This is a genomic window from Sphingomonas sp. CFBP 13603 (genome assembly GCF_014892665.1).
Lineage (GTDB): Bacteria > Pseudomonadota > Alphaproteobacteria > Sphingomonadales > Sphingomonadaceae > Sphingomonas.
The window spans coordinates 218,584-239,217 of record NZ_JADBIA010000004.1 but is presented as its reverse complement, the minus strand read 5'-3'; the positions used below and the strand labels follow the sequence as shown (position 1 = coordinate 239,217).

Below are 20,634 nucleotides of genomic sequence, written 5' to 3'. Positions count from 1 at the left end.
CTGCACCTCAACTCGTATACTTGTTGCAGGTCATCAGTGCGGCCGTCGGCGATGGGTTGTAGACTTGGCCGAAATCGCGTCGGTCTCGGACGATGAACGATGCGATATAGCGAATCTTCGCTGCCCCGTTCGGTAGCCAGCCGGTGCCGACGACCGGCTTGTAGTCGTAATTGATCTCGACGAACATCACGCCCGAATTGTTGGGGGCTACGATTTTCGCACCTGTTTCGCCCATACCGCCGATGATGACGCTACCCGGATGAGACGCCGAATTGTCGCTGCCGGAGGTGCTGGTGTTGACACCAGCAGTCGGATCATAGGGCGCCGTGGTACTATCGGCAGCGGCAGGCGTCCCACCGGAAATTGTCGTTCGACCATAGCTCGAGTCATAGCCGGCGCCGGATTTCGTGCCGAGGCACCTTTGCCAATGGATCGTCTGTTTGCCATCCTTGTCCGCCTCCAGGCTGGAAAGGGTGATGCGTCCGCGCGTGGCAAGGTCCCATGCGAACCCTTGCGTCTTGGCAGCGGCGAAAATGTCGTTGATATCCACTTCGCGAAGTTGCTGAGTCACCAGCGAACTCTGAGCGCCAACGCGTGACGCATTATCCGCGAGATTGAGCGCGATCTGGCTGACACGCAGATTGGCGAGCGCGAGATTTGCCGTCTCGACACCCCATAGCCCGAGCGCCACGACCAGCGGCGCGGTGAACGCAAATTCGAGGAGCGCGAGGCCCGATCGATCGTCGCGAAAGCGGCGGGCGAAGGCCAAGGTACGGGCATATCCAGAGATCAGGTGCATAAGTTCTTCACCGTGACGACGGACTGCGAGGCATAAGGCTGGTTTTTCAGGAACGTCTTGGCGACGATCGTCTGCGTCGGCGGCGCGCCGAAGAAGCTCGCGACGGGAAACAGGCGCGGATAGCTGATCCTGACGGTGTACAACGTGACATCGTTGGCCCCGCCCTGACCCGACGTGCCGGGATCCGTATCATAGGCGCCGTTCCCATTGATGTCGTCGAAGCACTCCTTGGCGTCGCGTACGCCATTGCCGTTCGTATCCGTGAACGGCTCGGGCTTGGCCGAAGCGAACGTCTCATAGTTCGTTCGGGTGGGCGTTCCGACGAAGCTTGCGCGGAACGAGATCGTCTTCACCATGTCGAGTACGGCCTGGTCGATCGCCGCGGCATTGTCCGCACCGCCCTGGATCGCCGAATCGCGACCCGCCTTCTGGATCGCGCCTTCAAGAATCGATTGTGCGTAAACCTGATAGATCAACTCGCCCAACCCCATGATCATGCCCAGCATGACAGGCAGGATCATGGCGAATTCGATCACCGTCACGCCGCGTCTGTCGCGGTGGATACGACGGAACATGGCCGCCTTCCTCACTTCGAGATCCGCAGCATGGCGACCTGGTTGGCGATCGACTTGAACGCCGTCTGCAGCGAATCATTGTCGCTGGCATAATAGGCCTGGCCGGGCGATGCGCACGCGGTCAGCTGCGTGGTCAATGTCTGGCCGAATCCAACGACGAAGACCTTGATGTTGCGTGCCTTCGCCGCCGCACACTCAGCCACGAAACGCGCATTGTGATCGTCCAACTGATCCGAAGAGTCTCCGCCAGTGACCCGCTTGTCGTAGCGTTCGATGCCATACATGCCATAGAGCTCGTAGTTCGGGGTCATGTCGCCATCGGTCATGAACACGATGTAGCGGTTGGGCGCGGACCGACCCGGCCACGGCGCGGTATCTGCCGCGAAGATACCGGTCGGCGAAATCATTCGCGTACCCCAGATCATGCCGGTGTCGTGATAGGTGCCGCCTTGCGCCTTGAAGTCCTTGGCGTTGACATAATTGCTGACCTCGTCACGCGAAAGTTTCGTCAGGCGTTGCACCTTCTTCCCGCAAGACACGTAACCGAGCGAGATGTTCTTGTTCCAAGCCGGATTCGGGTTGGCGATCATGTTGGTATAGGCAGTCAACTGCTGATCGTTCGTGTTGACGTAATAATCGCCATAGGGCGTCGTGCTGTTACCAGCATAGGTAACGCCGTTGTTGGTCGCCGACGTGCTCGTCCCGCGGTAATATATGACGTCAGGCCACATCGGCCGCCAGCGCGTATCGTCATTCGTCGCCGGCACATCGGGATCGAGGTCGTAGGGAAGGTTGCTCTGGCTGAAGGACGATGCGCCGGGGGTCGTGGTGCGCTCCTCGATGCAGCCCTGCCACTTTGCTGTCGTGCCGGTGATCTTGCTTGGGTCGGGAACGTCGACCCCAGTAATGTACTTGCTGACGTCGTAGTTGACCTGTGTATAAAACCAGTTGGGCTTCACCGGCTGCGACGTCACGGTGCAGGTCCCCGTGGTCGACGTCGATGTATTCCCCGTCCAGGACACGGTCGAGGTCGTTGCGGTGCCCGACGTCGTGTAGCCATTGGACGGAGATCGTACCGCATACCCGTTGCAGGTCGATTGCGTGATGTTCTTGTATGTCGTGGTGCTGGCCGAGCCATTGTTCGCGTCGCCGATAATCCTGCGGCTTTCGTAGTTCCAGTTCTTCACGAGATTGTCGGTGGACAGGCTGGTCAGCGCGTAACCCGCGTTGACTGTCGACGTATAGGTGACGAACCCGTAGCGAATGTTCGTGGTCGGATCGACGTTGCCGGCCAGCGTATCGTAGAAATTGAGCACCGCACTGCGCAGGCCGGATAGCTTCGATCCGCTCTTTTCCGTGACATAATAGCCGGTGTTGCCGTCATCCTGCTTGTAGGACACCACGGACTGGCTGCAACCGCCCGTGCCATCGGCGGTCGTGCAGGCCATCGATCCGGTCGTGTCGAGCACGAACATGACATCCGCATCGGCCACGTCGTACCGTGCCTCGCATTTCACGGTCAGCGTCACGTCGGGGGCGCCGAACATCTTCATGATCGTCATCGGCACCAGCGAACTGGCGACACCGGCCACCTGCTGATCGGTCGTCTTGGATGGGGTGAAGACCGCGGTCTTGGTGTTCATCCAACCAAGGCGGAAATTGTTCTTGAAGAACGCACTAGCTTGGTCGCTTGCAGTCTTGTCCAGCGTCGTGTCGTTGCTGCTCGTCATGAACTTGCGTCCGGCAAGGGCACCGGCATCGCAGGCCTGCTGGAGGCGAACCTTCACGACGTACAGCCGCGCGATGTCGATTGCCGACCCGGCCAGTCCGGCAAGCGGGATCATCGCCGCTGCCATGATCGCGATGGTGTTGCCGCGTACGTCGTGGCGCAGCCGACCAAGGACGGTCGTCGCTCTTTCCGTTCGCATGCCGTGCTTCGTGGTCATGGGTATCCCGACTGGATCATCATCGATCTAGCCGCGTCATGCGCCCTGACCCGGTAAGCCGGGCTCAAAGGATATGGTTAATCGCGTAGTAAGCTGACTGTGGCGAATGATCCGGGATGATCGATGCGTCCGGGTGCGTTAGGGGCAGGACATGACTTCCATCGATCCGGGCCGTGCCCTTGCCCTGAGCTACGCCCCGCCAGCCACGCGGGCCGGACTGGAAGCTCTGTTCGCGCTCGACGACAGGCTAGCCACCATCGTCCGTTCGACGCGCGAGCCGATGGTCGGGCAGATGCGGCTGACGTGGTGGCACGAGGCGCTGACCCGGCTCCAGACCGCACCTGTGCCGCAGGAGCCGGTATTGCAGTCGATCAAAAGCCTGGTGCTGACCGCTGGCGTGTCGGGCTCGTCGCTCGCTGCAATGACCGACGGGTGGGAGATTTTGCTTCAGGCAGAGATCGACACGGCGACGCTTGAGGCGTTTGCGATCGATCGGGGTGGTCGGCTGTTCGAAGTAGCAGCCCGGATGCTGGGGATCGACGATCGGAGGATAGGTCTCGCGGGAGAGGGCTGGGCGCTCGTCGATCTGGCAAGGGGGCTGACCGATACGATACTCGCCGGCCATGCGCGGACGTTGGCGACGACGCGGTTCGATGCCGCGTTTCGCGGAAGATGGCCTCGTGCGGCGCGATCACTCGGCGCACTGGCATTGTTGGCGCGGTTCGAGAACGTTGCGGCTTTATCGCAGTCGCCAGGCCCGACGCGTCGGATCGCCCGGCTGATGCTGCACAGATTGGCCGGATACTGATCGATCGGGTTGGAGCAATTGTCTGAAAGCCTATGCTGCCACGTGGCAAGTGGGAGCAGGGCGATGTGGCGATACCTGGCGGGCGGTACGGCGGTGATCGCTTTGATCGTTGCCGGATTCATGTTCTTCAGCGGTGATGCCAGGCCGAGACCGCTGCTACCCCGGCAACCCGTTGCCCAGACCAACAGAGTCACTGAGTCCGAACCGTTGCCCGATGCCGCGCCAGAGGCGACCGACAGAACGCGCGAGCAGAAGCGGTTCGATCGCTACGATAAGGACCGCGATGAAAAGATCACGCGCGAGGAATATCTGGTCCAGCGGCGCAAGGCTTACGCGCGGCTGGACGTGGACGGCGACGGTAAGCTGTCGTTCGACGAATGGGCGGTGAAGGCGACGACCAAGTTCGCGGACGCGGATCGTGACAAATCGGGAACGATGACCGCCCCCGAATTTGCCACGACGGCGGTCAAGCGGAAGGGGCAAGCTCGGGCGAATTGTCCACCAGTTCAGGCTGTTGCCGAGGAGAGTTGAGCCACTCTGCGAGCGCCGCGCGACCACGATCAGTATACATCCGCTTGCGATCCGCCTTCTTGGTGCGGCCCGTGATCGGCGGGAACAGCCCGAAGTTCACGTTCATCGGCTGATACGTCTCGACCTCTGCGCCACCGGTGATGTGCCCAAGCAGAGCGCCGAGCGCGGTCGCATAGGGCGGGGGCGTCAGAGTCTTGCCGGTGAGTTCGGCCGCCGCGAACAGCCCCGCGAGCATGCCGATCCCGCAGCTCTCGATATACCCTTCGCAGCCAGTGATCTGGCCAGCGAAGCGGATGTTCGGGCGCGACTTCAACCGCAGCGTCTCGTCGAGCAGTTCCGGCGAGCGGATGAACGTGTTGCGGTGCAGGCCGCCCAGTCGCGCGAACTCGGCATTCTCCAGCCCGGGGATCGTCCGGAACAGGCGGACTTGGTCGGCGTGCTTCATCTTGGTCTGGAAGCCGACGATGTTCCACAGCGTGCCCTGCGCATTGTCCTGGCGAAGCTGGACGACGGCGTGCGGCCAGCGCCCGGTCTTCGGGTTGTCGAGCCCGACCGGCTTCATCGGGCCATAGCGCAGCGTATCGACGCCGCGCTCCGCCATCACCTCGATCGGCATGCAGCCGTCGAAATACGGCGTGTCCTTCTCCCATTCCTTGAACGGGGTCTTTTCGCCATCGATCAGGCCCTGGTGGAAGGCCAGATACTGGTCCTTGTCCATCGGGCAGTTGATGTAGTCCTTGCCCTCACCCTTGTCCCAGCGCGACGCGAACCAAGCGGTGTCCATGTCGATCGAATCGCGGTGGACGATCGGCGCGAGCGCGTCGAAAAAGGCCAGCGCCTCGCGGCCGGTCTCGGCACCGATTCCCGCCGCCAGCGAGGCGGCGGTAAGCGGACCGGTGGCAATGATCGTCGGACCGTCGGGCAATGCGTCGATGCGTTCGCGAACGAGCGTGATGTTCGGATGCTGGTCGATCGCCTCCGTCACGCTGGCCGAGAAATTGTCGCGGTCGACGGCGAGCGCGGAGCCTGCGGGGACGCGGTGGATGTCCGCCTGCCGCATGATCAGCGAGCCGAGCGTGCGCAGTTCCTGATGGAGCAGCCCGACCGCGTTGGCTTCGGCATCGTCCGACCGAAAACTGTTCGAGCAGACGAGTTCGGCGAGGCCGTCGGTCTGGTGCGCGGGCGTCTCTTCGCCGCTGCCGCGCATTTCGGACAGGCGGACCTTGAGGCCGGCTTCGGCGAGTTGCCAGGCGGCTTCGGAACCGGCGAGCCCGCCGCCGATGACATGTATATCGTGGGTCATTCGGGTCAGATAGCGTCGGACGCTTGCCGTGTCAGGCCCGCAATACCACTTCGCCTGCATGACAAACCCGACGAAGATCTTCACGATTGGTTATGAGGCCACGACGATGGCCGATTTTCTCGCGGCGTTGAAGGCGGCGGGGGTGGAGCGAGTGATCGATGTCCGCGCTCTCCCGCTGTCGCGGCGACCAGGGTTCTCCAAGACCTCACTCGCCGCGTCGCTGCGCGAGGTCGAGATCGATTACGTGCATCTAAAGGCGCTGGGAACGCCGAAGCGCGGACGCGATGCGGCCAAGAAGGGCGACGTCGCGACCCTGACAGCTGTCTATGACGAACAGCTCGAGCTTCCCGAGGCGCAGGCGGCCGCAGCGATCATGCTCGGGCTGGCGGCCGAGAAGCCGAGCGCGCTGCTGTGTTATGAGCGCGACCCGTGCCATTGCCACCGGACCTTGCTGCTGCAGGCGGTAGGCGAGGGGGCCGAAGTGGTGGATCTGTTTACTTAAGAGAGGTCAAACTCGCTGCAAACGCTCCGTCATCCTGACTTTCGTCAGGATGACGCGCGGGGGTTCATGGCCGAATGTTGCATTGAGCCTCACGCACCGCTAACGATCACCCATTCGCCTGGACCCGGTGCAATTCCGGGTGGCTATTCCGGCCGCCGATCCGCCGGACAACGCAACGACGCCTCTGAAGTGAACCGCCTGCCAAGACAGCGCCGCGGTTCGTGCGTCCTATGCGGATACATCCATGACATCCTTATCTTTTTCTCGTTACCGAGCCGAATGGTTCAGCGGCGCAACCGCCGCGCGCCGCGACATCCTCGCCGGGATGGTCGGCACCTTCGCGCTGATTCCCGAGGTCATCGCCTTCTCGTTCGTCGCGGGCATAGACCCTGAAGTCGGCCTGTTCGCGTCGTTCGTGATCGGCATCGTCATCGCCTTTGCGGGCGGGCGCCCCGCGATGATCTCCGGCGCCGCCGGCTCCGTCGCGCTGGTCGCCGCTGCGCTGGTCCACGCCCAAGGCCTGCAATACCTGCTGGTCGCGACGATGCTCGCAGGTCTGCTCCAGATCGCGTTCGGGCTCGCCAAGCTCGACGTGCTGATGCGGTTCGTCTCGAAGTCGGTCCGCACCGGGTTCGTCAACGCGCTCGCGATCCTGATCTTCTCCGCGCAGGTGCCGCAGATGGTCGGCGTCAGTTGGCAGGCCTATGCCATGATCGCCGGCGGTCTCGCGATCATCTACCTCATGCCGCGCATCTCGAACGCCATCCCGTCGCCGCTGATCTGTATCGTCGTGCTCACTGCGATCGCGATGTGGGTGCCGATGCCCCTGAAGACGGTCGGCGATCTCGGGCGGTTGCCGTCGACCTTGCCGTCGTTCGGCCTGCCGGACGTGCCCTTCACCTGGGATACGTTGCGGATCGTCGCCCCCTATGCGCTCGCAATGGCCGCGGTCGGGTTGCTCGAATCGATGATGACCGCAAGCGTGGTCGACGAATTGACTGAGACGATCAGTTCGAAGGCGCGCGAGTGCACCGGGCTGGGGCTCGCCAACATCGCCGCGGGCGCATTCGGCGGGATCGCCGGTTGCGGGATGATCGGCCAGACTGTCGGCAACGTCCGCTATGGCGGGCGAGGACGGCTGTCGACGCTCGTCGCCGGCGTGTTCCTGCTGGTCGTAATGGTGCCGCTCAGGCCATGGGTTGCGCAGGTGCCCGTCGCGGCGCTGGTCGCGATCATGATCATGGTGTCGATCAGCACCTTCTCCTGGGGCTCACTCAACGACGTGGTGCGTCATCCCAAGGTATCGAGCGTGGTGATGGTCGCGACCGTCGTCGTCACCGTCGTGACGCATGACCTGTCGCTGGGCGTCGGCGTCGGCGTATTGCTGAGCGGCGTGTTCTTCGCATGGAAGGTCGGGCGCCTGACGGACGTCGCTACCGAACACGACGTCGCAAGCGACACGCGTATCTACCGGGTTCGTGGGCAGATTTTCTTCGCCAGTGCCGACATGTTCACCGAGAATTTCGACCTGCGCGACACCGCACGCGTCATCCGCATCGACTTGACCGGTGCGCATCTGTGGGATGTGACGGCCGTCGGCGCGCTGGAGGACGTGGTCGCCAAGCTCCGCAGCAACGGCAGGATCGTCGAAGTCATCGGGCTCAACCGCGCGAGCGAGATGCTCGTCGATCGTCACGCGCCCGGCGTAGCGGATCCGATCGGAGGATGACCGCCGACCGGATCCGATCCCCTCACTGCTGAGGCGCGTCCTCGTTCTCGGTCGGCGCTTCGTCGCGCGTCACGCGTGACGTCATGCCGGTAGCGTCGGCGTCATCGAGCATCTGCTCGTCCGGCGCGACCGGCTTTTCACGCGGCGGCTCGACCACGGCCGGGGCAGGCGGTGCCGCCTCGACGGGAGCGGCTTCGACTGGAGCCGGCGCCGCTGCCTCGGACTCGGTCACGCCGGTGTCCTCGACCATGTTGGTGTCCGTCGGCGGCTGCTCCGGTTCGGAGCGCGAGCAGCCGGCCAGCGCCATGGCGGCGAGCAGACCGCCGGCAATGGCGGTTCGGGTACGGGTGGAGATCGTCATGTCTTGTCCTCTCAACGAGCGGCGATCGTCTGGCGCGCGGTGCGTGCCTCGATCTTGGAGGCGAGGATGCCGTCCCAGTCATAGGGATCGGCGCGGAAGTTCATCTGGCCGTTGCCGCTGGCAAATGCGGTCCAGTAGAGCAGGTATACCGACACCGGCTTGATCAGGCGAGCACGGACCGTGTCGCCCTTGGCAACGGCAGCGTCGACCATCTCGGGCGTCCAGCTGGGGTCGCCCTTGAGCAGCAGGTCGGCGAGTTCCGCAGGCTTCTCAAGGCGTACGCAGCCATGGCTCGCAAGCCGGCTGAAGCTCGCGAATTTCGCACGGCTGGGCGTATCGTGGAGATACACCGAATAGTCGTTGGCGAAATCGAACTTGAACCGCCCCAGTGCGCTCTGGTCGCCGGCCTGCTGCTGAAGCCGCGTGCCGTCGATCACCTTGATGCCGTTGCGCTTGAAATACCCTGGGTTGGCCTTCTCCTTCGGCCAAAGCTCCTTGGTCGCGATCGATGTCGGCACGTTCCACGGTGGATTGATTACGATGCTGTGGATCGTGGAGGAGAGCATCGGCGTCTCGTCGCCCGGACGACCGGTGACGGCGCGCATCGATTGAACGGGCGTGTCGCCGTCGAACACCGTGAGCACGGCAGCGGCGATGTTCACCTGGATACGATCGCGCGGCAGGTCCTGCGGCAGCCAGCGCCAGCGCTCCATGTTCGCCATGATCTGACGTACGCGGTCGGTCGCCGATACGTTGAGCGCAGCGAGCGTCTGCGTCGAAACGATGCCGCTCGGGTTCAGGCCATAACGACGTTGCGCGCGACGGACCGCGTCGACCAGCGCGGAATCGAACTTGTCGCCGCTGGTCGAGACATCCTTGTCCTCGACCGCGAGACGCTTGCGAAGCGCGATCACGCGCGGGCCGCTCGCCCCGATCGTGAAATCCGGGCCGGATGCGAGCGGCGACCAGCCACCCGCGGCGGCGATCGAGCGGTAATTCTGAAGGCCCTTCCGCAGGCCGTCATAGCCGGCATAGGGCGGCGGCAGCGACGCGAACCACGCCGCGATCCGATCGAGCCGAACCGCGTCGGCGAACGCTGGGGTCGGATCATAGGCGGGCGGGCGCAGGCCCCAATCCTTCTGGAAATCGGCACCGCTGAGACGACCGGCATGGACCGCGCGCGCATGATCGAGCGCGGCACGGACGAGTTCGTCCTTGCTCGGCGCGTTGGTCGACGCCGTAGCGGCGGACTTCAGGCCCTGCGCCACGATGTCGCCGTTGAGCAACCTGTCCAGCAGCGCGGCCTGCGTGTCGCTCAGCGGCGGCACGGTGATGACGGGCGGTGCCAACGTCGTGGCCGGCACGGCAGAAGGCATCGTCGGTACGACCGGAGGTGGCGTAACCTGTTGCGCGAACAGCGGGGTCGCCATCAGCACCGGCGTGGCAGCGATCGCCATCACCGACCGGATTGCGCCGTTCGTCACTCGTCCATCATTGAAACCGCGGGCCATATTCGTCCTGTCTAACCGTACTCCGTCGACGCTTTCGCACGACGTAGCTCTCCCTTAGCTGAACCGGACTCGCTAAGCATCGCCAATCGGGCAAAATTAACGGTTCAGGCCAGAGGAGCGGATTTTTCCTGCCGGGCCAGCACTTCATAGGCCATCACCGCGGTCGCGACCGCAGCGTTGAGGCTGTCCGCCTTGCCCAGCATCGGGATCTTCACGAGCACGTCGCATGCCTCGGCCATCTCAGGCGGCATGCCCTGCGCCTCGTTGCCCGTGAGCAGGAAGGTCGGGCCGGTATAGGTCGCTGTTCTGTATTCCGTGTCGGTATCGAGGCTGAGGCCGACGAGCTGGCCGGGCCCGGTGCGCAGCCAGGTATGGAACGGCTCCCACTCGGTCTTCACGACGGGGATCGTGAACAGCGCTCCCATGCTGGCGCGCACCGCCTCGACCGAAAAGGGATCGACCGACTCGCCGATCAGGATCAGTCCGCCCGCGCCGACCGCATCGCCGGTCCGCAGGATCGTACCGAGATTGCCCGGATCGCGCAGCCGTTCGGCAACCAGCCAGATGCCGGACGTGGTGCGATCGAGGTCTTCGAGCGTCGCGTCGAACTCGTCGAACACGCCGACGACCGCTTGCGGGTTATCCTTGCCGGACAGCTTCGAGAGAATGTCGGGCGTGGTCTGGATCGAATCGCCGCCCGCATCTTCGACATCCATCGACAGCGCGTGAACGAGGGGATGGTTCGCGCTGGCCGCCGCGTAGAACAGCGTGCGGGGCAGGCGTCCCGTCTCGCGCGCCTCGGTAAGGATGCGCAGTCCCTCGGCGAGGAACTGCTTGGCCGCGCGCCGGTGCCGTTTGTCGCGCAGGTCGCGGACGTACTTGATCAGCGGGTTCGAAAAGGCGGTTATCTCGCGGGGCATTCTTGTCCTCCCCTCCCGTATGCGGGAGGGGCCGGGGGTGGGCTCCCGGCCTCAGCAAATGATTCGATTATGGTGAGCGCGTGCCCACCCCCAACTCCTCCCGCCTGCGGGAGGGCAGTCAGAAGGTCAATCCTCGCCGAACTTCGCTTCGACCAGTTCCGCGAGCGCCGCTACAGTATGTTCGGCGCCGTCGCCGCTCGCGCTGATCGTGATCGCGTCGCCCATCGCCGCGCCGAGCATCATCAATCCCATGATCGACGTGCCAGTGACATGGTCGGAGCCGTCCTTGGTCACGCTGACTTCGACCGGATGCGACGACGCCAGCGTCACGAACTTCGCACTCGCGCGCGCATGCAGCCCGCGACGATTGGTAATCTGGACGGTGCGCGAAACCTCGCTCACGCAGCGGCCTCGCCGAGAACCTCGGAGGCTACCGAAATGTATTTGCGACCAGCCTCACGCGCTGCCGCAACCGCCGCAACGACGGTCATCGACTTGCGCGCCGAGCCGAGCCGGATCAGCATCGGGAGGTTCATCCCCGCGATCACTTCGATCCGCCCGCGTTCCATCAGCGAGATGGCGAGATTAGAGGGGGTGCCGCCGAACAGGTCGGTCAGCACGATCACGCCGCGTCCCGTATCGACATCATGGATCGCAGCGGCGATGTCGGCGCGGCGGCTCTCCATGTCGTCGTCGGGACCGATGGCGATCGTCGCGACGCGCTCCTGCGGGCCGACGACGTGGATCATCGCGCGAACGAATTCCTCGGCCAATCGACCGTGCGTTACCAGAACAAGGCCGATCATGTCAGCGTTTCATACTCATAAGACGACCGGTGATCCTTCGAGCGCATCCTGCGGTGCGGCCCCGAGGTCGCGGTGTGCGATACTGGGCGAAAATCCTGCTTCGCGCAACCGTCGCGCCACCCGGTCGGCGACGTGGACCGACCGGTGTCTCCCTCCGGTACACCCGAACGCGACCGTGACATAGGACTTGCCTTCCGCCCGGTAGCGCGGAAGCAACAGCATCAGCAGGTCCTCGATCCGGCTTACCGCCGCCTCGTAGGCGGGGTCGTCCATGATGTAGGCGGACACGTCGGCGTCGAGTCCGGTACCGGGACGCAGGTCGTGATCCCAGTGCGGATTGCGCAGGAAGCGCATGTCGAACACAAGGTCGGCGTTACGAGGCAGGCCGCGGGCAAAGCCGAACGAGCGAATCGACAGCGTCGGCTCTCCGAGATCTCCCCCCGCAAAACTCATGCGAATCTGCTGTGCGAGTTCGTTGGCGGCCATGTCGGTGGTGTCGATCAGGCGGTTCGCCCAGTCGCGAAGCGGCGCAAGCAACTCGCGCTCGCGGCCGATACCGTCGTTCGCCGGACGATCGAGCGCGAGCGGATGGCGGCGGCGGGTCTCGGAATAGCGGCGTTCGAGTTCGGCGCCCGAGCAATCGAGAAACAACATCCCGATCTCGAGCCCGTGCCTGTCGCGCAGGTCCCGAATGCGGCCGACGATCCGTTCGGGATCGAAGTCGCGCGTCCGGGCGCCGATGCCGATCGCGAGCGGCTGCGAATCGTTGGGCGATCCTTCGGGAAGCGGTGCATCGAGCAGCCGGTCGAGAAGCAGCAGCGGGAGGTTGTCGACGACCTCCCAGCCGAGATCCTCGAGCGTCTTCAGGACGGTGGACTTACCCGCCCCCGACATGCCGGTGACGAGCAGGATGTCCTTTGGCCGTGTCATGTTGATCGCGTCATTCTAGGGGCTCCGGATTGCGCAATGCGAGTTCGACCTTGATCGGGGCGGAGGCTTCGAAGGGATCGACCGCGAACTGGCGCACGGCGATGCCCGCGATCTTCCGCACCCGGCGCTCGGGCATTCGCTCGATCGCGCCGTCGACACGAACGAGCAGTCCGACAGCTACGTCCTCGACGTGCGGCAAGGCGAGAATACCGATCCCGCGGACCTCGATCCGTCCGGCGATCGTGGTGGGTGCCCGCGCCAGCAAGACCCTGCCCGAACGGACCACGAGCGTCTGGTCGTCGCTGACGAGCGTGGCACCGCGGTCGATCAGGCGTAGTGCGAGGTCGGACTTGCCCGATCCGGACGCGCCCTCGATCATCACCGCGATCCCATCGATCGAAATCGTCGTGGCGTGAAGCCTGTCGGAGGAGATTTCGACCACGTGCGTTCCTTACAACGGTATATCGGCGAGCGGTAGCCGCACCACGAAGCGCGCGCCGCCGAGCCGGTCCTCGCGCGATTCGACGACGATCGAGCCCTGATGGCCGTCGACGATGGTCCGCGCGATCGCGAGGCCAAGCCCGGAGTGCTGGCCGAACGTCTCGCTGTCGGGGCGGACCGAGTGGAAGCGCTTGAACACGTCTTCGCGCGCCTCTTCGGGAACGCCAGGGCCTTCGTCCTCGACGCGGATCACGAGTTCGTCGTCCTGTCGGACCGCCGAGATCGCGATGAGGCCGCCGTCCGGAGAGAAGGACAGCGCGTTGTCGATCAGGTTCTCGAAGACGCGTTCGAGCCTCGCGCCTTCGCCGACTATGATCGTCTGATCATCGGGATTGCGATCGAAGCGCAGGCGGATCCCGCGCTCCACGCCGCGTGCGTCGCGCTGCGCGACCAGTCCGTCGATCATCGCGGCGATGTCGACCGGTTCGAACTTGGCGCGGCTGAGCTGCGCATCGAGTCGCGACGCTTCGGAAATGTCCGAGAGGAGCCGATCGAGCCGGTGCACGTCGTCACGAACGATCGCGAGCAGCTGCGCCTGCAACGCCGGGTCCTTGACGCGTGACAGTCCCTCGACCGCGGATCGGAGCGAGGCGAGTGGGTTCTTCATCTCGTGCGTGACGTCCGCAGCGAACGCCTCGGTCGCGTCGATGCGCGCCCTCAGCGCGAGGCTCATGTCCGACAGCGCGCGCGCGAGCATGCCGAGTTCGTCACGACGCGAGGGCAGGCGCGGCACCACGACTTCGCGCGCTCGGCCGAGGCGGACACGAACCGCCGCACGGGCAAGGCGGCGCAAGGGACGGACGATCGTGCGGGCGAGGAACAGCGACAGCAGGACCGAGACGATCGACACCCCGAGCAGCACCATGCTGAGCCGGAACCGCTCGATCCGCACCGTCTTGGTAATGTCCCGCGCATTGACCGTTGTCATCACGACCCCGCCGGCGCTGAGCGGCGCGGCGGCAGTCAGCACGGGCGTACGATCAGGCGCGCGCCAGACTGTCGTGGAGACGGCGCTGCGTCCGCGGACTGCGGTCACGTCGGGCCATTGCTGCGGACCGCTGCGCTCGCGGTACAGCGGCGGGCGCGGGGCCATCACGATCACGTCGATCGATGCGTCGAGAAAGCGGGCGATCGTCTGGTCCCAGTCTTCCTTGTCGGGGTCCATCAGTACGAAGTTGCGCAGGCCCAGTACGCGGCTGTCGGCGATCGTCCGCCCGCCCGCATCGAACAACCGGATCCGCGACCCCGTATCGCGCGCGAGCCTCAGCACCAGCGGATCGCGCAACGCCGGGTCGACCGCGGCAATCGCTTCGCCGATCAGTCGTGCTTCGCGCGCGGTCTGCGCAACGCGGTTGTCGACGACGCGGCTGCGATACGAATCGAGGTAGAAGAACCCGCCTGCGAGCAACAGCAACGCGAAGATGTTGACCGCCAGGATACGCCGCGTGAGCGAGATCTGTCCCGACCAGCGCAGCGTGAGATCGCGGCCATCTACGCCGAGCTCATTCCTCAGAAAATCGATACCCGGCACCATATAATGTCTCGATAGCGTCGAAGGCTGGGTCGACCTGCCTGAATTTACGGCGGAGTCGCTTTATGTGGCTGTCGATGGTCCGGTCATCGACATAGATGTCGTCCTGATACGCCGCATCCATCAGCTGGTTGCGCGTCTTGACGATGCCGGGCCGCTGCGCGAGCGTCTCGAGGATCATGAACTCTGTGACGGTCAGCGTGACCGGCTCGCCCCCCCACAGCGTGCGGTGTCGCGCCGGGTCCATGCTGAGCCGCCCGCGATCGAGAGGCCCCGCAGCTTCCGCCTCGGTCTCCGTGCCCGGCGACTGGGTGAGTTCGGTACGCCGCAGGATCGCACGAATGCGAGCGATCAGCAGCCGCTGCGAGAATGGCTTGGCGATATAGTCGTCCGCGCCCATCGCCAGCCCCAGCGCCTCGTCGAGCTCGTCGTCCTTGCTGGTGAGGAAGATCACTGGGATCTGGCTCTTCTCGCGCAACCGACGGAGCAGTTCGAGCCCGTCCATTCGCGGCATCTTGATGTCGAATACCGCGAGGTCCGGAGGGTTGTCGGTCAGTGCCTTCAACGCGGTCTCGCCGTCCGAATAGACGCGCGTGACGAAGCCCTCGGTCTGCAGCGCGATCGACACGGAGGTCAGGATGTTGCGGTCGTCGTCGACCAGCGCGATCGTTGCCGTCATTTCTGGGTCGTCTGCCTCGGTCGTTGGCTTGTCGGCGTAGGCCAATCCGCTGTGGCACTCAACTGGAGCCGTATCGGAACTGCACCAGGGCAGCTCATTTGACCGGTGCGGGGCCGCCGCCTACATCCCGGATCAACGACATACATACGTATGCGAAACCATCTGGAGAGATGCCTTGTCCAACGAACGTATTCCGGCCGGCGGCCTGGCCGTGCAGGGGATAGACACCCGCGCCACCCTGCACTGGAACCTGGTCACCGCGCAGCTTGTCGAAGCCGCGCTCGAACGCGGCGAGGGGACGCTGTCCGCGGACGGTCCGCTGGTCGTCGAAACCGCGCCGCATACCGGTCGATCGGCGCAGGACAAGTTCATCGTCCGCGATGGCGAGACGGATACGACGGTCTGGTGGGGCAAGAGCAACAAGGCGATGGAGCCTGCGCATTTCGCCGCACTGAAGGAGGATTTCTTCGCCGCGCTCGCCGCCAAGGACGAACTGTTCGTGCAGGACCTGTACGGCGGATCGCAGCCCGACCACCGCGTCAACGTCCGCGTCGTCACCGAACTGGCGTGGCATAACCTCTTCATCCGGACGATGCTGGTCCGTCCCGAACAGGCGGCGCTGAAGGACTTCGTCGCGGACTACACCATCGTCGACCTGCCGAGCTTTCGCGCCGATCCCGCGCGCCATGGCTGCCGCAGCGAGACAGTGATCGCGGTCAACTTCACCGACAAGCTGATCCTGATCGGCGGCACGAAATACGCCGGCGAGATGAAGAAGTCGGTGTTCGGCCTGCTCAACTACCTGCTCCCGCCGACCGGCGTGATGCCGATGCACTGCTCGGCGAACATGTGCGTGAATGGCGACACGGCGGTGTTCTTCGGCCTGTCGGGCACTGGCAAGACGACGCTGTCGGCCGATGCCAGCCGGACGCTGATCGGTGACGACGAGCATGGCTGGTCCGACACCGCCGTCTTCAATTTCGAGGGCGGATGCTACGCCAAGATGATCCGCCTCTCCGCCGATGCCGAGCCCGAAATCTTCGCGACCACCAAGCGCTTTGGCACGGTGCTGGAGAACGTCGTGATGGACCCGGCGACGCGGCTGCTCGACCTCGACGACCACACGCTCGCCGAGAACAGCCGCGGCGCGTACCCGATCGACTTCATCCCGAATGCGTCGGCCGAGAACATGGGGCCGGTGCCGCGCAACATCGTGATGCTGACCGCGGACGCGTATGGCGTGCTGCCGCCGATCGCGAAGCTCACGCCCGACCAGGCGATGTACCACTTCCTCTCGGGCTACACCGCGCGTGTCGCCGGGACCGAAATCGGCGTGACCGAGCCCGACGCGACCTTCTCGACCTGCTTCGGCGCGCCGTTCATGCCGCGGCATCCGTCGGTCTACGGCAACCTGCTGAAGGAGCGGATCGCGAAGGGTGGCGTCGATTGCTGGCTAGTCAACACCGGCTGGACCGGCGGCAAATACGGCGTCGGCAACCGCATGCCGATCAAGGCAACGCGGGCGCTGCTGAACGCGGCGCTAGACGGGAGCCTCAATGATGGGGAGTTCCGGACGGACCCGAACTTCGGGTTCCAGGTGCCGGTGAGCGTTCCGGGCGTCGACAGCGCGATCCTCGACCCGCGGACGACCTGGGCGGACAAGGACGCCTATGACGCGACTGCGGCGAAACTGGTCGATCTGTTCGTGGAAAACTTTGCGCAGTTCGCCGAGCATGTCGACGAAGGTGTCCGTCAGGCGGCGCCAAAGGTTAAAGAGGCGGCTTAAAACTCCTCTCCCCCTAGGGAGAGGAAGGGGCCCGCACGACGAAGTCGGGTGGGAAGGTGAGGGCACGTGATACGGCGTGCCCTCACCCTCGCCGCTACGCGGCTTCCCTCTCCCCAAGGGAGAGGGTTCAGAGGGGCTCGACCACGACTTCACCGTCGACAACTGCCGTTACCCGAACGCGTGCGCCAACCACCGCATCGCTGCCACGCGCCGGCCAGCTCCCGTCGCCCACCAGTACCCGACCACGCCCGCCAACCAGCGCCGCCTCCACCACCACAACCTGACCCACCAACCGAGCAGACCGATCGTTCAACATCGCATCCCCACCCTCGACCGGGTAATCCCGGTACCAGCGCTTCCCGATCAGCACGGTAACCACGCTCCAAACCGCGAACGCCGCCAGCTGCACCGGCACCGGCAAGTCCGGTAACACGTACACCGCCACCCCGGTCACTGCCGCAGCAATCGCGAGGAACACCAGGAACACCCCCGGCACCGCCAGCTCGGCAATCCCCAGCACCAACGCCGCGATCAACCAAGCGCCAGCCGCCCCGATCGCGTCCATCAGCTTTTCGGAACCTCGGTCGACTTCGACAACTCGAACGGGCCCCGAGCGGCAGGCTTGGCCGGCGGCGACGCGGTCGCATCGCGGAGCGCATCCTTAGCCAGCTCGCCAATCCCCCCAAGCGTCCCCATCAACTGCGTAGCCTCGACCGGAAACAGGATCGTCTTCGCATTCGGCGAGGTCGCGAACTTGCCGATCGCCTCGACATATTTCTGCGCGATGAAATAATTGATCGCCTGCGCGCCACCCTCCTCGATCGCCTGAGACACAGCGCGCGTCGCCGAAGCCTCCGCCACCGCCGCCCGCTCGCGCGCCTCGGCATCGCGGAACGCCGATTCCTTGCGTCCCTCGGACTCGAGGATTCGCGCCTGCTTCTGTCCCTCGGCCCGAAGGATCTCCGAAGCCCGCGAACCCTCCGCATCGAGAATGTTAGCCCGCTTCTCGCGCTCGGCCTTCATCTGCCGCCCCATCGCATTGACGATGTCCGCCGGCGGCCGGATGTCCTTGATCTCGACGCGGGTGATCTTCACCCCCCACGGCGTCGTCGCATGATCGACCACGTTAAGCAGCCGCGCATTGATCTCGTCGCGCTTCGACAGCGTCTCGTCGAGGTCCATCGACCCCATCACCGTGCGCAAATTGGTCGTCGTGAGCTGCAACAGCGCCTGGTACAGGTCCGAAACCTCATACGCCGCCTTCGCCGAGTCGAGCACCTGGAAGAACACGACCCCGTCGGTCGAGATCATCGCATTGTCCTTGGTGATGATCTCCTGGCCGGGGATGTCGATCACCTGCTCCATCATGTTCACTTTCCGCCCGACGCGGTAGAAGAACGCGGGATAGAAATTGAAGCCGGGCCGCGCGACCGTGGTGAACCGGCCGAAATGCTCGATCGTGTATTGATAGCCCTGATGGACGATCTTGATGCTGGTGAAGAGGTACAGCAGCACCAGTGCCAGCAGGAGCGCGGCAACGATCAGGCCCATCGAACAATCCCCCATCCGTGTATCGCACCGCTATAGCACGTCCGCGAAGGTGGGGCCTAGCCGTACGCCGCGCCTTTGGTTACATGGCGCGCCACCTCACACCCAGGAACGGCAGCTCTCATGGATATCCGCCTCGGCCTCACATTCGACGACGTCCTCCTGTATCCGGGGGAATCGGACGTGCTGCCCAGCCAGGCCGATACCCGGACTCAGCTGACGCGCGGCATCGCGCTCAACATCCCGATCCTCTCGTCCGCGATGGACACCGTCACCGAAGCCGACATGGCCATCGTCATGGCGCAGCTTGGCGGCATCGGCGTGCTCCACCGCAACTTGACCGTCGAGGAGCAGGTCATCGCGGTTCGTCAGGTCAAGCGGTTCGAGTCGGGCATGGTGGTCAACCCGATCACGATCAAGCCGACCGCCACCCTCGCCGAAGCGCAGGCCCTCATGTCGGGCCATCGGATCAGCGGGATCCCGGTGGTTGAGGCGGACGGCAAGCTCGTCGGTATCCTCACCAACCGCGATGTGCGGTTCGCGGGCGATCCAAAACAGCCCGTCAGCGAGCTGATGACGCACGAGAACCTCGCCACCGTCTCGACCGAAGTCGGCAAGGAAGAAGCGCGCCGCCTGCTCCACGCCCGCCGCATCGAGAAGCTGCTGGTGGTCGATGCGCAGTATCGCTGCGTCGGGCTGATCACCGTCAAGGACATCGAGAAGGCGGTGATGTTCCCGGATGCGACCAAGGACGAGGCGGGCCGCCTGCGCGTGGCGGCGGCGACCACGGTCGGCGACAAGGGCTTCGACCGGACCGAACAGCTGGTCGACGCCGGCTGTGACCTGATCGTGATCGACACCGCGCACGGCCACAACCGCGACGTCGGCCGCGCAGTCGAGCGCGTCAAGAAGCTGTCCAACTCGGTGCAGGTGGTGGCTGGCAACGTCGCGACCGGCGAAGCGACGCGCGCGCTGATCGGCGCAGGCGCGGACGGGATCAAGGTCGGCATCGGCCCCGGCTCGATCTGCACCACCCGCGTCGTGGCCGGCGTCGGCGTGCCGCAGCTCACCGCCGTGATGGATTGCGCCGAGGCAGGCCACAAGGCCGGCGTGCCGGTGATCGCCGACGGCGGCATCCGCACCTCGGGCGACATGGCGAAGGCGCTCGCGGCGGGCGCCTCGACCGTCATGATCGGCTCGCTGCTCGCCGGCACCGACGAAGCACCGGGGGAGACGTTCCTGTATCAGGGCCGCGCGTACAAATCGTACCGCGGCATGGGCTCGGTCGGCGCAATGGGCCGCGGGTCGGCGGACCGTTATTTCCAGGGTGACATCAAGGATCAACTCAAGCTCGTGCCCGAGGGTATCGAGGGACAGGTCGCGTACAAGGGCCCGGCGAGGGATGTCGTTCACCAGCTCGTCGGCGGCATCAAGGCGGCGATGGGGTATACGGGCTCGGCGACGATCCCGGATCTCCAAGCGCGGGCGGAGTTCGTGCAGATCACCGGCGCGGGGCTCATGGAAAGCCATGTCCACGACGTGACGATCACGCGGGAAGCGCCGAACTACCCGACGCGGTGAAGGCACTTTCCCCCTCTCCCTGAAAGGGAGAGGCCGGGGGTGGGTCGGGTTCCGCAAGCTCGTTCGGTGGTGGCTCAAGTGACCGAAATGGAGCGTTCCCAAGCAAGTCAAATGCTTGCTCCCACGCCTCCCGTCATTCCTGCGAAGGCGGGAACCCATACTGGCTAACGGTGCGGTAAGATCGCAACCGTTCGAGAATATGGATCCCCGCCTGCGCGGGAATGACGAACGAATTTGCGTGGGCAATCCCCGACAAACGGCGGTCTGACCTACAAACCACTGCCCCA

The 20,634-nt window shown here is 64.6% G+C and carries 21 protein-coding genes and 1 other annotated feature; of the genes, 6 read left to right on the top strand and 15 right to left on the bottom strand.

The annotated features are described in order from the left end of the window. Positions 1-7: 7 nt before the first annotated feature. Genes IFR23_RS08825 through IFR23_RS08815 form a run of 3 tightly spaced genes read right to left on the bottom strand, consistent with a single transcriptional unit; the run spans position 8 to position 3,320 of the window. Entirely contained in the window at positions 8-769 is a 762-nt protein-coding gene (locus IFR23_RS08825; RefSeq protein WP_244655539.1) for a TadE/TadG family type IV pilus assembly protein, read from the bottom strand. Positions 770-789: 20 nt separating this feature from the next. Then, positions 790-1,374 (bottom strand): TadE/TadG family type IV pilus assembly protein, encoded by a 585-nt coding sequence (locus tag IFR23_RS08820; protein ID WP_107962447.1) that lies wholly within the window; start codon positions 1,372-1,374, stop codon positions 790-792. 11 nt (positions 1,375-1,385) lie between these two features. Next, positions 1,386-3,320, bottom strand: coding sequence for a TadE/TadG family type IV pilus assembly protein (locus tag IFR23_RS08815; RefSeq protein ID WP_244655538.1), 1,935 nt, complete (start codon positions 3,318-3,320; stop codon positions 1,386-1,388). A 151-nt stretch (positions 3,321-3,471) separates the two neighbouring features. Between IFR23_RS08815 and IFR23_RS08810 the strand changes: the two genes are divergently transcribed. Both IFR23_RS08810 and IFR23_RS08805 read left to right on the top strand, forming a co-directional pair. Further along, the gene (locus tag IFR23_RS08810; RefSeq protein ID WP_192975544.1) at positions 3,472-4,128 is read left to right on the top strand and encodes a squalene/phytoene synthase family protein; all 657 of its coding nucleotides are present in this window, start codon (positions 3,472-3,474) and stop codon (positions 4,126-4,128) included. Positions 4,129-4,191: 63 nt separating this feature from the next. Next, positions 4,192-4,659 carry an EF-hand domain-containing protein gene (locus tag IFR23_RS08805; RefSeq protein WP_192975543.1) on the top strand — a complete coding sequence of 156 codons (468 nt, stop codon included), beginning with the start codon at positions 4,192-4,194 and terminating at the stop codon, positions 4,657-4,659. On the opposite strand, the gene trmFO is transcribed toward IFR23_RS08805, so the two are convergent. Beyond that, a complete protein-coding gene (trmFO, locus tag IFR23_RS08800; RefSeq protein WP_192975542.1) occupies positions 4,595-5,962 on the bottom strand; it encodes a methylenetetrahydrofolate--tRNA-(uracil(54)-C(5))-methyltransferase (FADH(2)-oxidizing) TrmFO in 1,368 nt (455 codons plus the stop codon). The two genes, IFR23_RS08805 and trmFO, sit on opposite strands and share 65 nt — an antisense overlap. A 106-nt stretch (positions 5,963-6,068) precedes the next feature. Here trmFO and IFR23_RS08795 point away from each other — a divergent pair, with 106 nt between their 5' ends. Both IFR23_RS08795 and IFR23_RS08790 read left to right on the top strand, forming a co-directional pair. After that, entirely contained in the window at positions 6,069-6,464 is a 396-nt protein-coding gene (locus tag IFR23_RS08795; RefSeq protein WP_244655537.1) for a DUF488 domain-containing protein, read from the top strand. A 117-nt stretch (positions 6,465-6,581) separates the two neighbouring features. Further along, positions 6,582-6,637 (top strand) — a sequence feature (sul1 is cis-regulatory element that is thought to sense ions involved in sulfur or methionine metabolism; They are found in Alphaproteobacteria). Positions 6,638-6,708: 71 nt separating this feature from the next. Continuing rightward, a complete protein-coding gene (locus IFR23_RS08790; RefSeq protein WP_192975540.1) occupies positions 6,709-8,193 on the top strand; it encodes a SulP family inorganic anion transporter in 1,485 nt (494 codons plus the stop codon). 22 nt (positions 8,194-8,215) lie between these two features. Here IFR23_RS08790 and IFR23_RS08785 read toward each other — a convergent pair whose 3' ends face one another. The 9 genes from IFR23_RS08785 to IFR23_RS08745 form a co-directional block, all read right to left on the bottom strand. Next, positions 8,216-8,554, bottom strand: a complete 339-nt coding sequence (locus tag IFR23_RS08785) for a hypothetical protein (RefSeq protein ID WP_107962443.1) — start codon at positions 8,552-8,554, stop codon at positions 8,216-8,218. 11 nt (positions 8,555-8,565) lie between these two features. Beyond that, on the bottom strand, positions 8,566-10,011 hold the full coding sequence (locus tag IFR23_RS08780; RefSeq protein ID WP_192975700.1) for a L,D-transpeptidase family protein: 1,446 nt from the start codon (positions 10,009-10,011) through the stop codon (positions 8,566-8,568). A gap of 158 nt (positions 10,012-10,169) precedes the next feature. Then, positions 10,170-10,985: a TrmH family RNA methyltransferase gene (locus IFR23_RS08775; protein ID WP_192975539.1), complete on the bottom strand. Its 816-nt coding sequence runs from the start codon at positions 10,983-10,985 to the stop codon at positions 10,170-10,172. A gap of 126 nt (positions 10,986-11,111) precedes the next feature. Next, the gene (locus IFR23_RS08770; protein WP_056481934.1) at positions 11,112-11,387 is read right to left on the bottom strand and encodes an HPr family phosphocarrier protein; all 276 of its coding nucleotides are present in this window, start codon (positions 11,385-11,387) and stop codon (positions 11,112-11,114) included. Beyond that, positions 11,384-11,791, bottom strand: coding sequence for a PTS sugar transporter subunit IIA (locus IFR23_RS08765; RefSeq protein ID WP_192975538.1), 408 nt, complete (start codon positions 11,789-11,791; stop codon positions 11,384-11,386). The genes IFR23_RS08770 and IFR23_RS08765 overlap by 4 nt, the downstream gene beginning before the upstream one ends. Before the next feature lie 15 nt (positions 11,792-11,806). Further along, positions 11,807-12,721: an RNase adapter RapZ gene (gene rapZ / locus IFR23_RS08760; protein WP_192975537.1), complete on the bottom strand. Its 915-nt coding sequence runs from the start codon at positions 12,719-12,721 to the stop codon at positions 11,807-11,809. A gap of 10 nt (positions 12,722-12,731) precedes the next feature. After that, positions 12,732-13,163 (bottom strand): HPr kinase/phosphorylase, encoded by a 432-nt coding sequence (locus tag IFR23_RS08755; protein ID WP_446740896.1) that lies wholly within the window; start codon positions 13,161-13,163, stop codon positions 12,732-12,734. A 9-nt stretch (positions 13,164-13,172) separates the two neighbouring features. Next, positions 13,173-14,756 (bottom strand): sensor histidine kinase, encoded by a 1,584-nt coding sequence (locus tag IFR23_RS08750; protein WP_192975536.1) that lies wholly within the window; start codon positions 14,754-14,756, stop codon positions 13,173-13,175. Then, positions 14,725-15,432 carry a response regulator transcription factor gene (locus IFR23_RS08745; protein ID WP_056058673.1) on the bottom strand — a complete coding sequence of 236 codons (708 nt, stop codon included), beginning with the start codon at positions 15,430-15,432 and terminating at the stop codon, positions 14,725-14,727. Before IFR23_RS08745 ends, IFR23_RS08750 begins: the two co-directional genes overlap by 32 nt. Positions 15,433-15,607: 175 nt before the next feature. Here IFR23_RS08745 and IFR23_RS08740 point away from each other — a divergent pair, with 175 nt between their 5' ends. Further along, entirely contained in the window at positions 15,608-17,218 is a 1,611-nt protein-coding gene (locus IFR23_RS08740) for a phosphoenolpyruvate carboxykinase (RefSeq protein ID WP_192975535.1), read from the top strand. 127 nt (positions 17,219-17,345) lie between these two features. Here IFR23_RS08740 and IFR23_RS08735 read toward each other — a convergent pair whose 3' ends face one another. Further along, positions 17,346-17,783, bottom strand: coding sequence for an NfeD family protein (locus IFR23_RS08735; RefSeq protein ID WP_192975534.1), 438 nt, complete (start codon positions 17,781-17,783; stop codon positions 17,346-17,348). After that, the gene (locus IFR23_RS08730) at positions 17,783-18,769 is read right to left on the bottom strand and encodes an SPFH domain-containing protein (RefSeq protein ID WP_192975533.1); all 987 of its coding nucleotides are present in this window, start codon (positions 18,767-18,769) and stop codon (positions 17,783-17,785) included. Before IFR23_RS08730 ends, IFR23_RS08735 begins: the two co-directional genes overlap by 1 nt. A gap of 120 nt (positions 18,770-18,889) precedes the next feature. Here IFR23_RS08730 and guaB point away from each other — a divergent pair, with 120 nt between their 5' ends. Continuing rightward, positions 18,890-20,347, top strand: a complete 1,458-nt coding sequence (gene guaB / locus IFR23_RS08725) for an IMP dehydrogenase (protein WP_060525500.1) — start codon at positions 18,890-18,892, stop codon at positions 20,345-20,347. Positions 20,348-20,634 lie beyond the last annotated feature (287 nt).

What these genes read in the sequence shown, in the direction of transcription:
- IFR23_RS08765 (WP_192975538.1), bottom strand. Translation starts at nt 11,791, where the DNA reads ATGATCGGCCTTGTTCTGGTAACGCACGGTCGATTGGCCGAGGAATTC.
- IFR23_RS08785 (WP_107962443.1), bottom strand. Translation starts at nt 8,554, where the DNA reads ATGACGATCTCCACCCGTACCCGAACCGCCATTGCCGGCGGTCTGCTC.
- IFR23_RS08815 (WP_244655538.1), bottom strand. Translation starts at nt 3,320, where the DNA reads ATGACCACGAAGCACGGCATGCGAACGGAAAGAGCGACGACCGTCCTT.
- IFR23_RS08730 (WP_192975533.1), bottom strand. Translation starts at nt 18,769, where the DNA reads ATGGGCCTGATCGTTGCCGCGCTCCTGCTGGCACTGGTGCTGCTGTAC.
- rapZ (WP_192975537.1), bottom strand. Translation starts at nt 12,721, where the DNA reads ATGACACGGCCAAAGGACATCCTGCTCGTCACCGGCATGTCGGGGGCG.
- IFR23_RS08745 (WP_056058673.1), bottom strand. Translation starts at nt 15,432, where the DNA reads ATGACGGCAACGATCGCGCTGGTCGACGACGACCGCAACATCCTGACC.
- IFR23_RS08805 (WP_192975543.1), top strand. Translation starts at nt 4,192, where the DNA reads ATGTGGCGATACCTGGCGGGCGGTACGGCGGTGATCGCTTTGATCGTT.
- IFR23_RS08810 (WP_192975544.1), top strand. Translation starts at nt 3,472, where the DNA reads ATGACTTCCATCGATCCGGGCCGTGCCCTTGCCCTGAGCTACGCCCCG.
- IFR23_RS08795 (WP_244655537.1), top strand. Translation starts at nt 6,069, where the DNA reads ATGGCCGATTTTCTCGCGGCGTTGAAGGCGGCGGGGGTGGAGCGAGTG.
- IFR23_RS08780 (WP_192975700.1), bottom strand. Translation starts at nt 10,011, where the DNA reads ATGGCGATCGCTGCCACGCCGGTGCTGATGGCGACCCCGCTGTTCGCG.
- IFR23_RS08735 (WP_192975534.1), bottom strand. Translation starts at nt 17,783, where the DNA reads ATGGACGCGATCGGGGCGGCTGGCGCTTGGTTGATCGCGGCGTTGGTG.
- IFR23_RS08790 (WP_192975540.1), top strand. Translation starts at nt 6,709, where the DNA reads ATGACATCCTTATCTTTTTCTCGTTACCGAGCCGAATGGTTCAGCGGC.
- guaB (WP_060525500.1), top strand. Translation starts at nt 18,890, where the DNA reads ATGGATATCCGCCTCGGCCTCACATTCGACGACGTCCTCCTGTATCCG.
- IFR23_RS08820 (WP_107962447.1), bottom strand. Translation starts at nt 1,374, where the DNA reads ATGTTCCGTCGTATCCACCGCGACAGACGCGGCGTGACGGTGATCGAA.
- IFR23_RS08775 (WP_192975539.1), bottom strand. Translation starts at nt 10,985, where the DNA reads ATGCCCCGCGAGATAACCGCCTTTTCGAACCCGCTGATCAAGTACGTC.
- trmFO (WP_192975542.1), bottom strand. Translation starts at nt 5,962, where the DNA reads ATGACCCACGATATACATGTCATCGGCGGCGGGCTCGCCGGTTCCGAA.
- IFR23_RS08750 (WP_192975536.1), bottom strand. Translation starts at nt 14,756, where the DNA reads ATGGTGCCGGGTATCGATTTTCTGAGGAATGAGCTCGGCGTAGATGGC.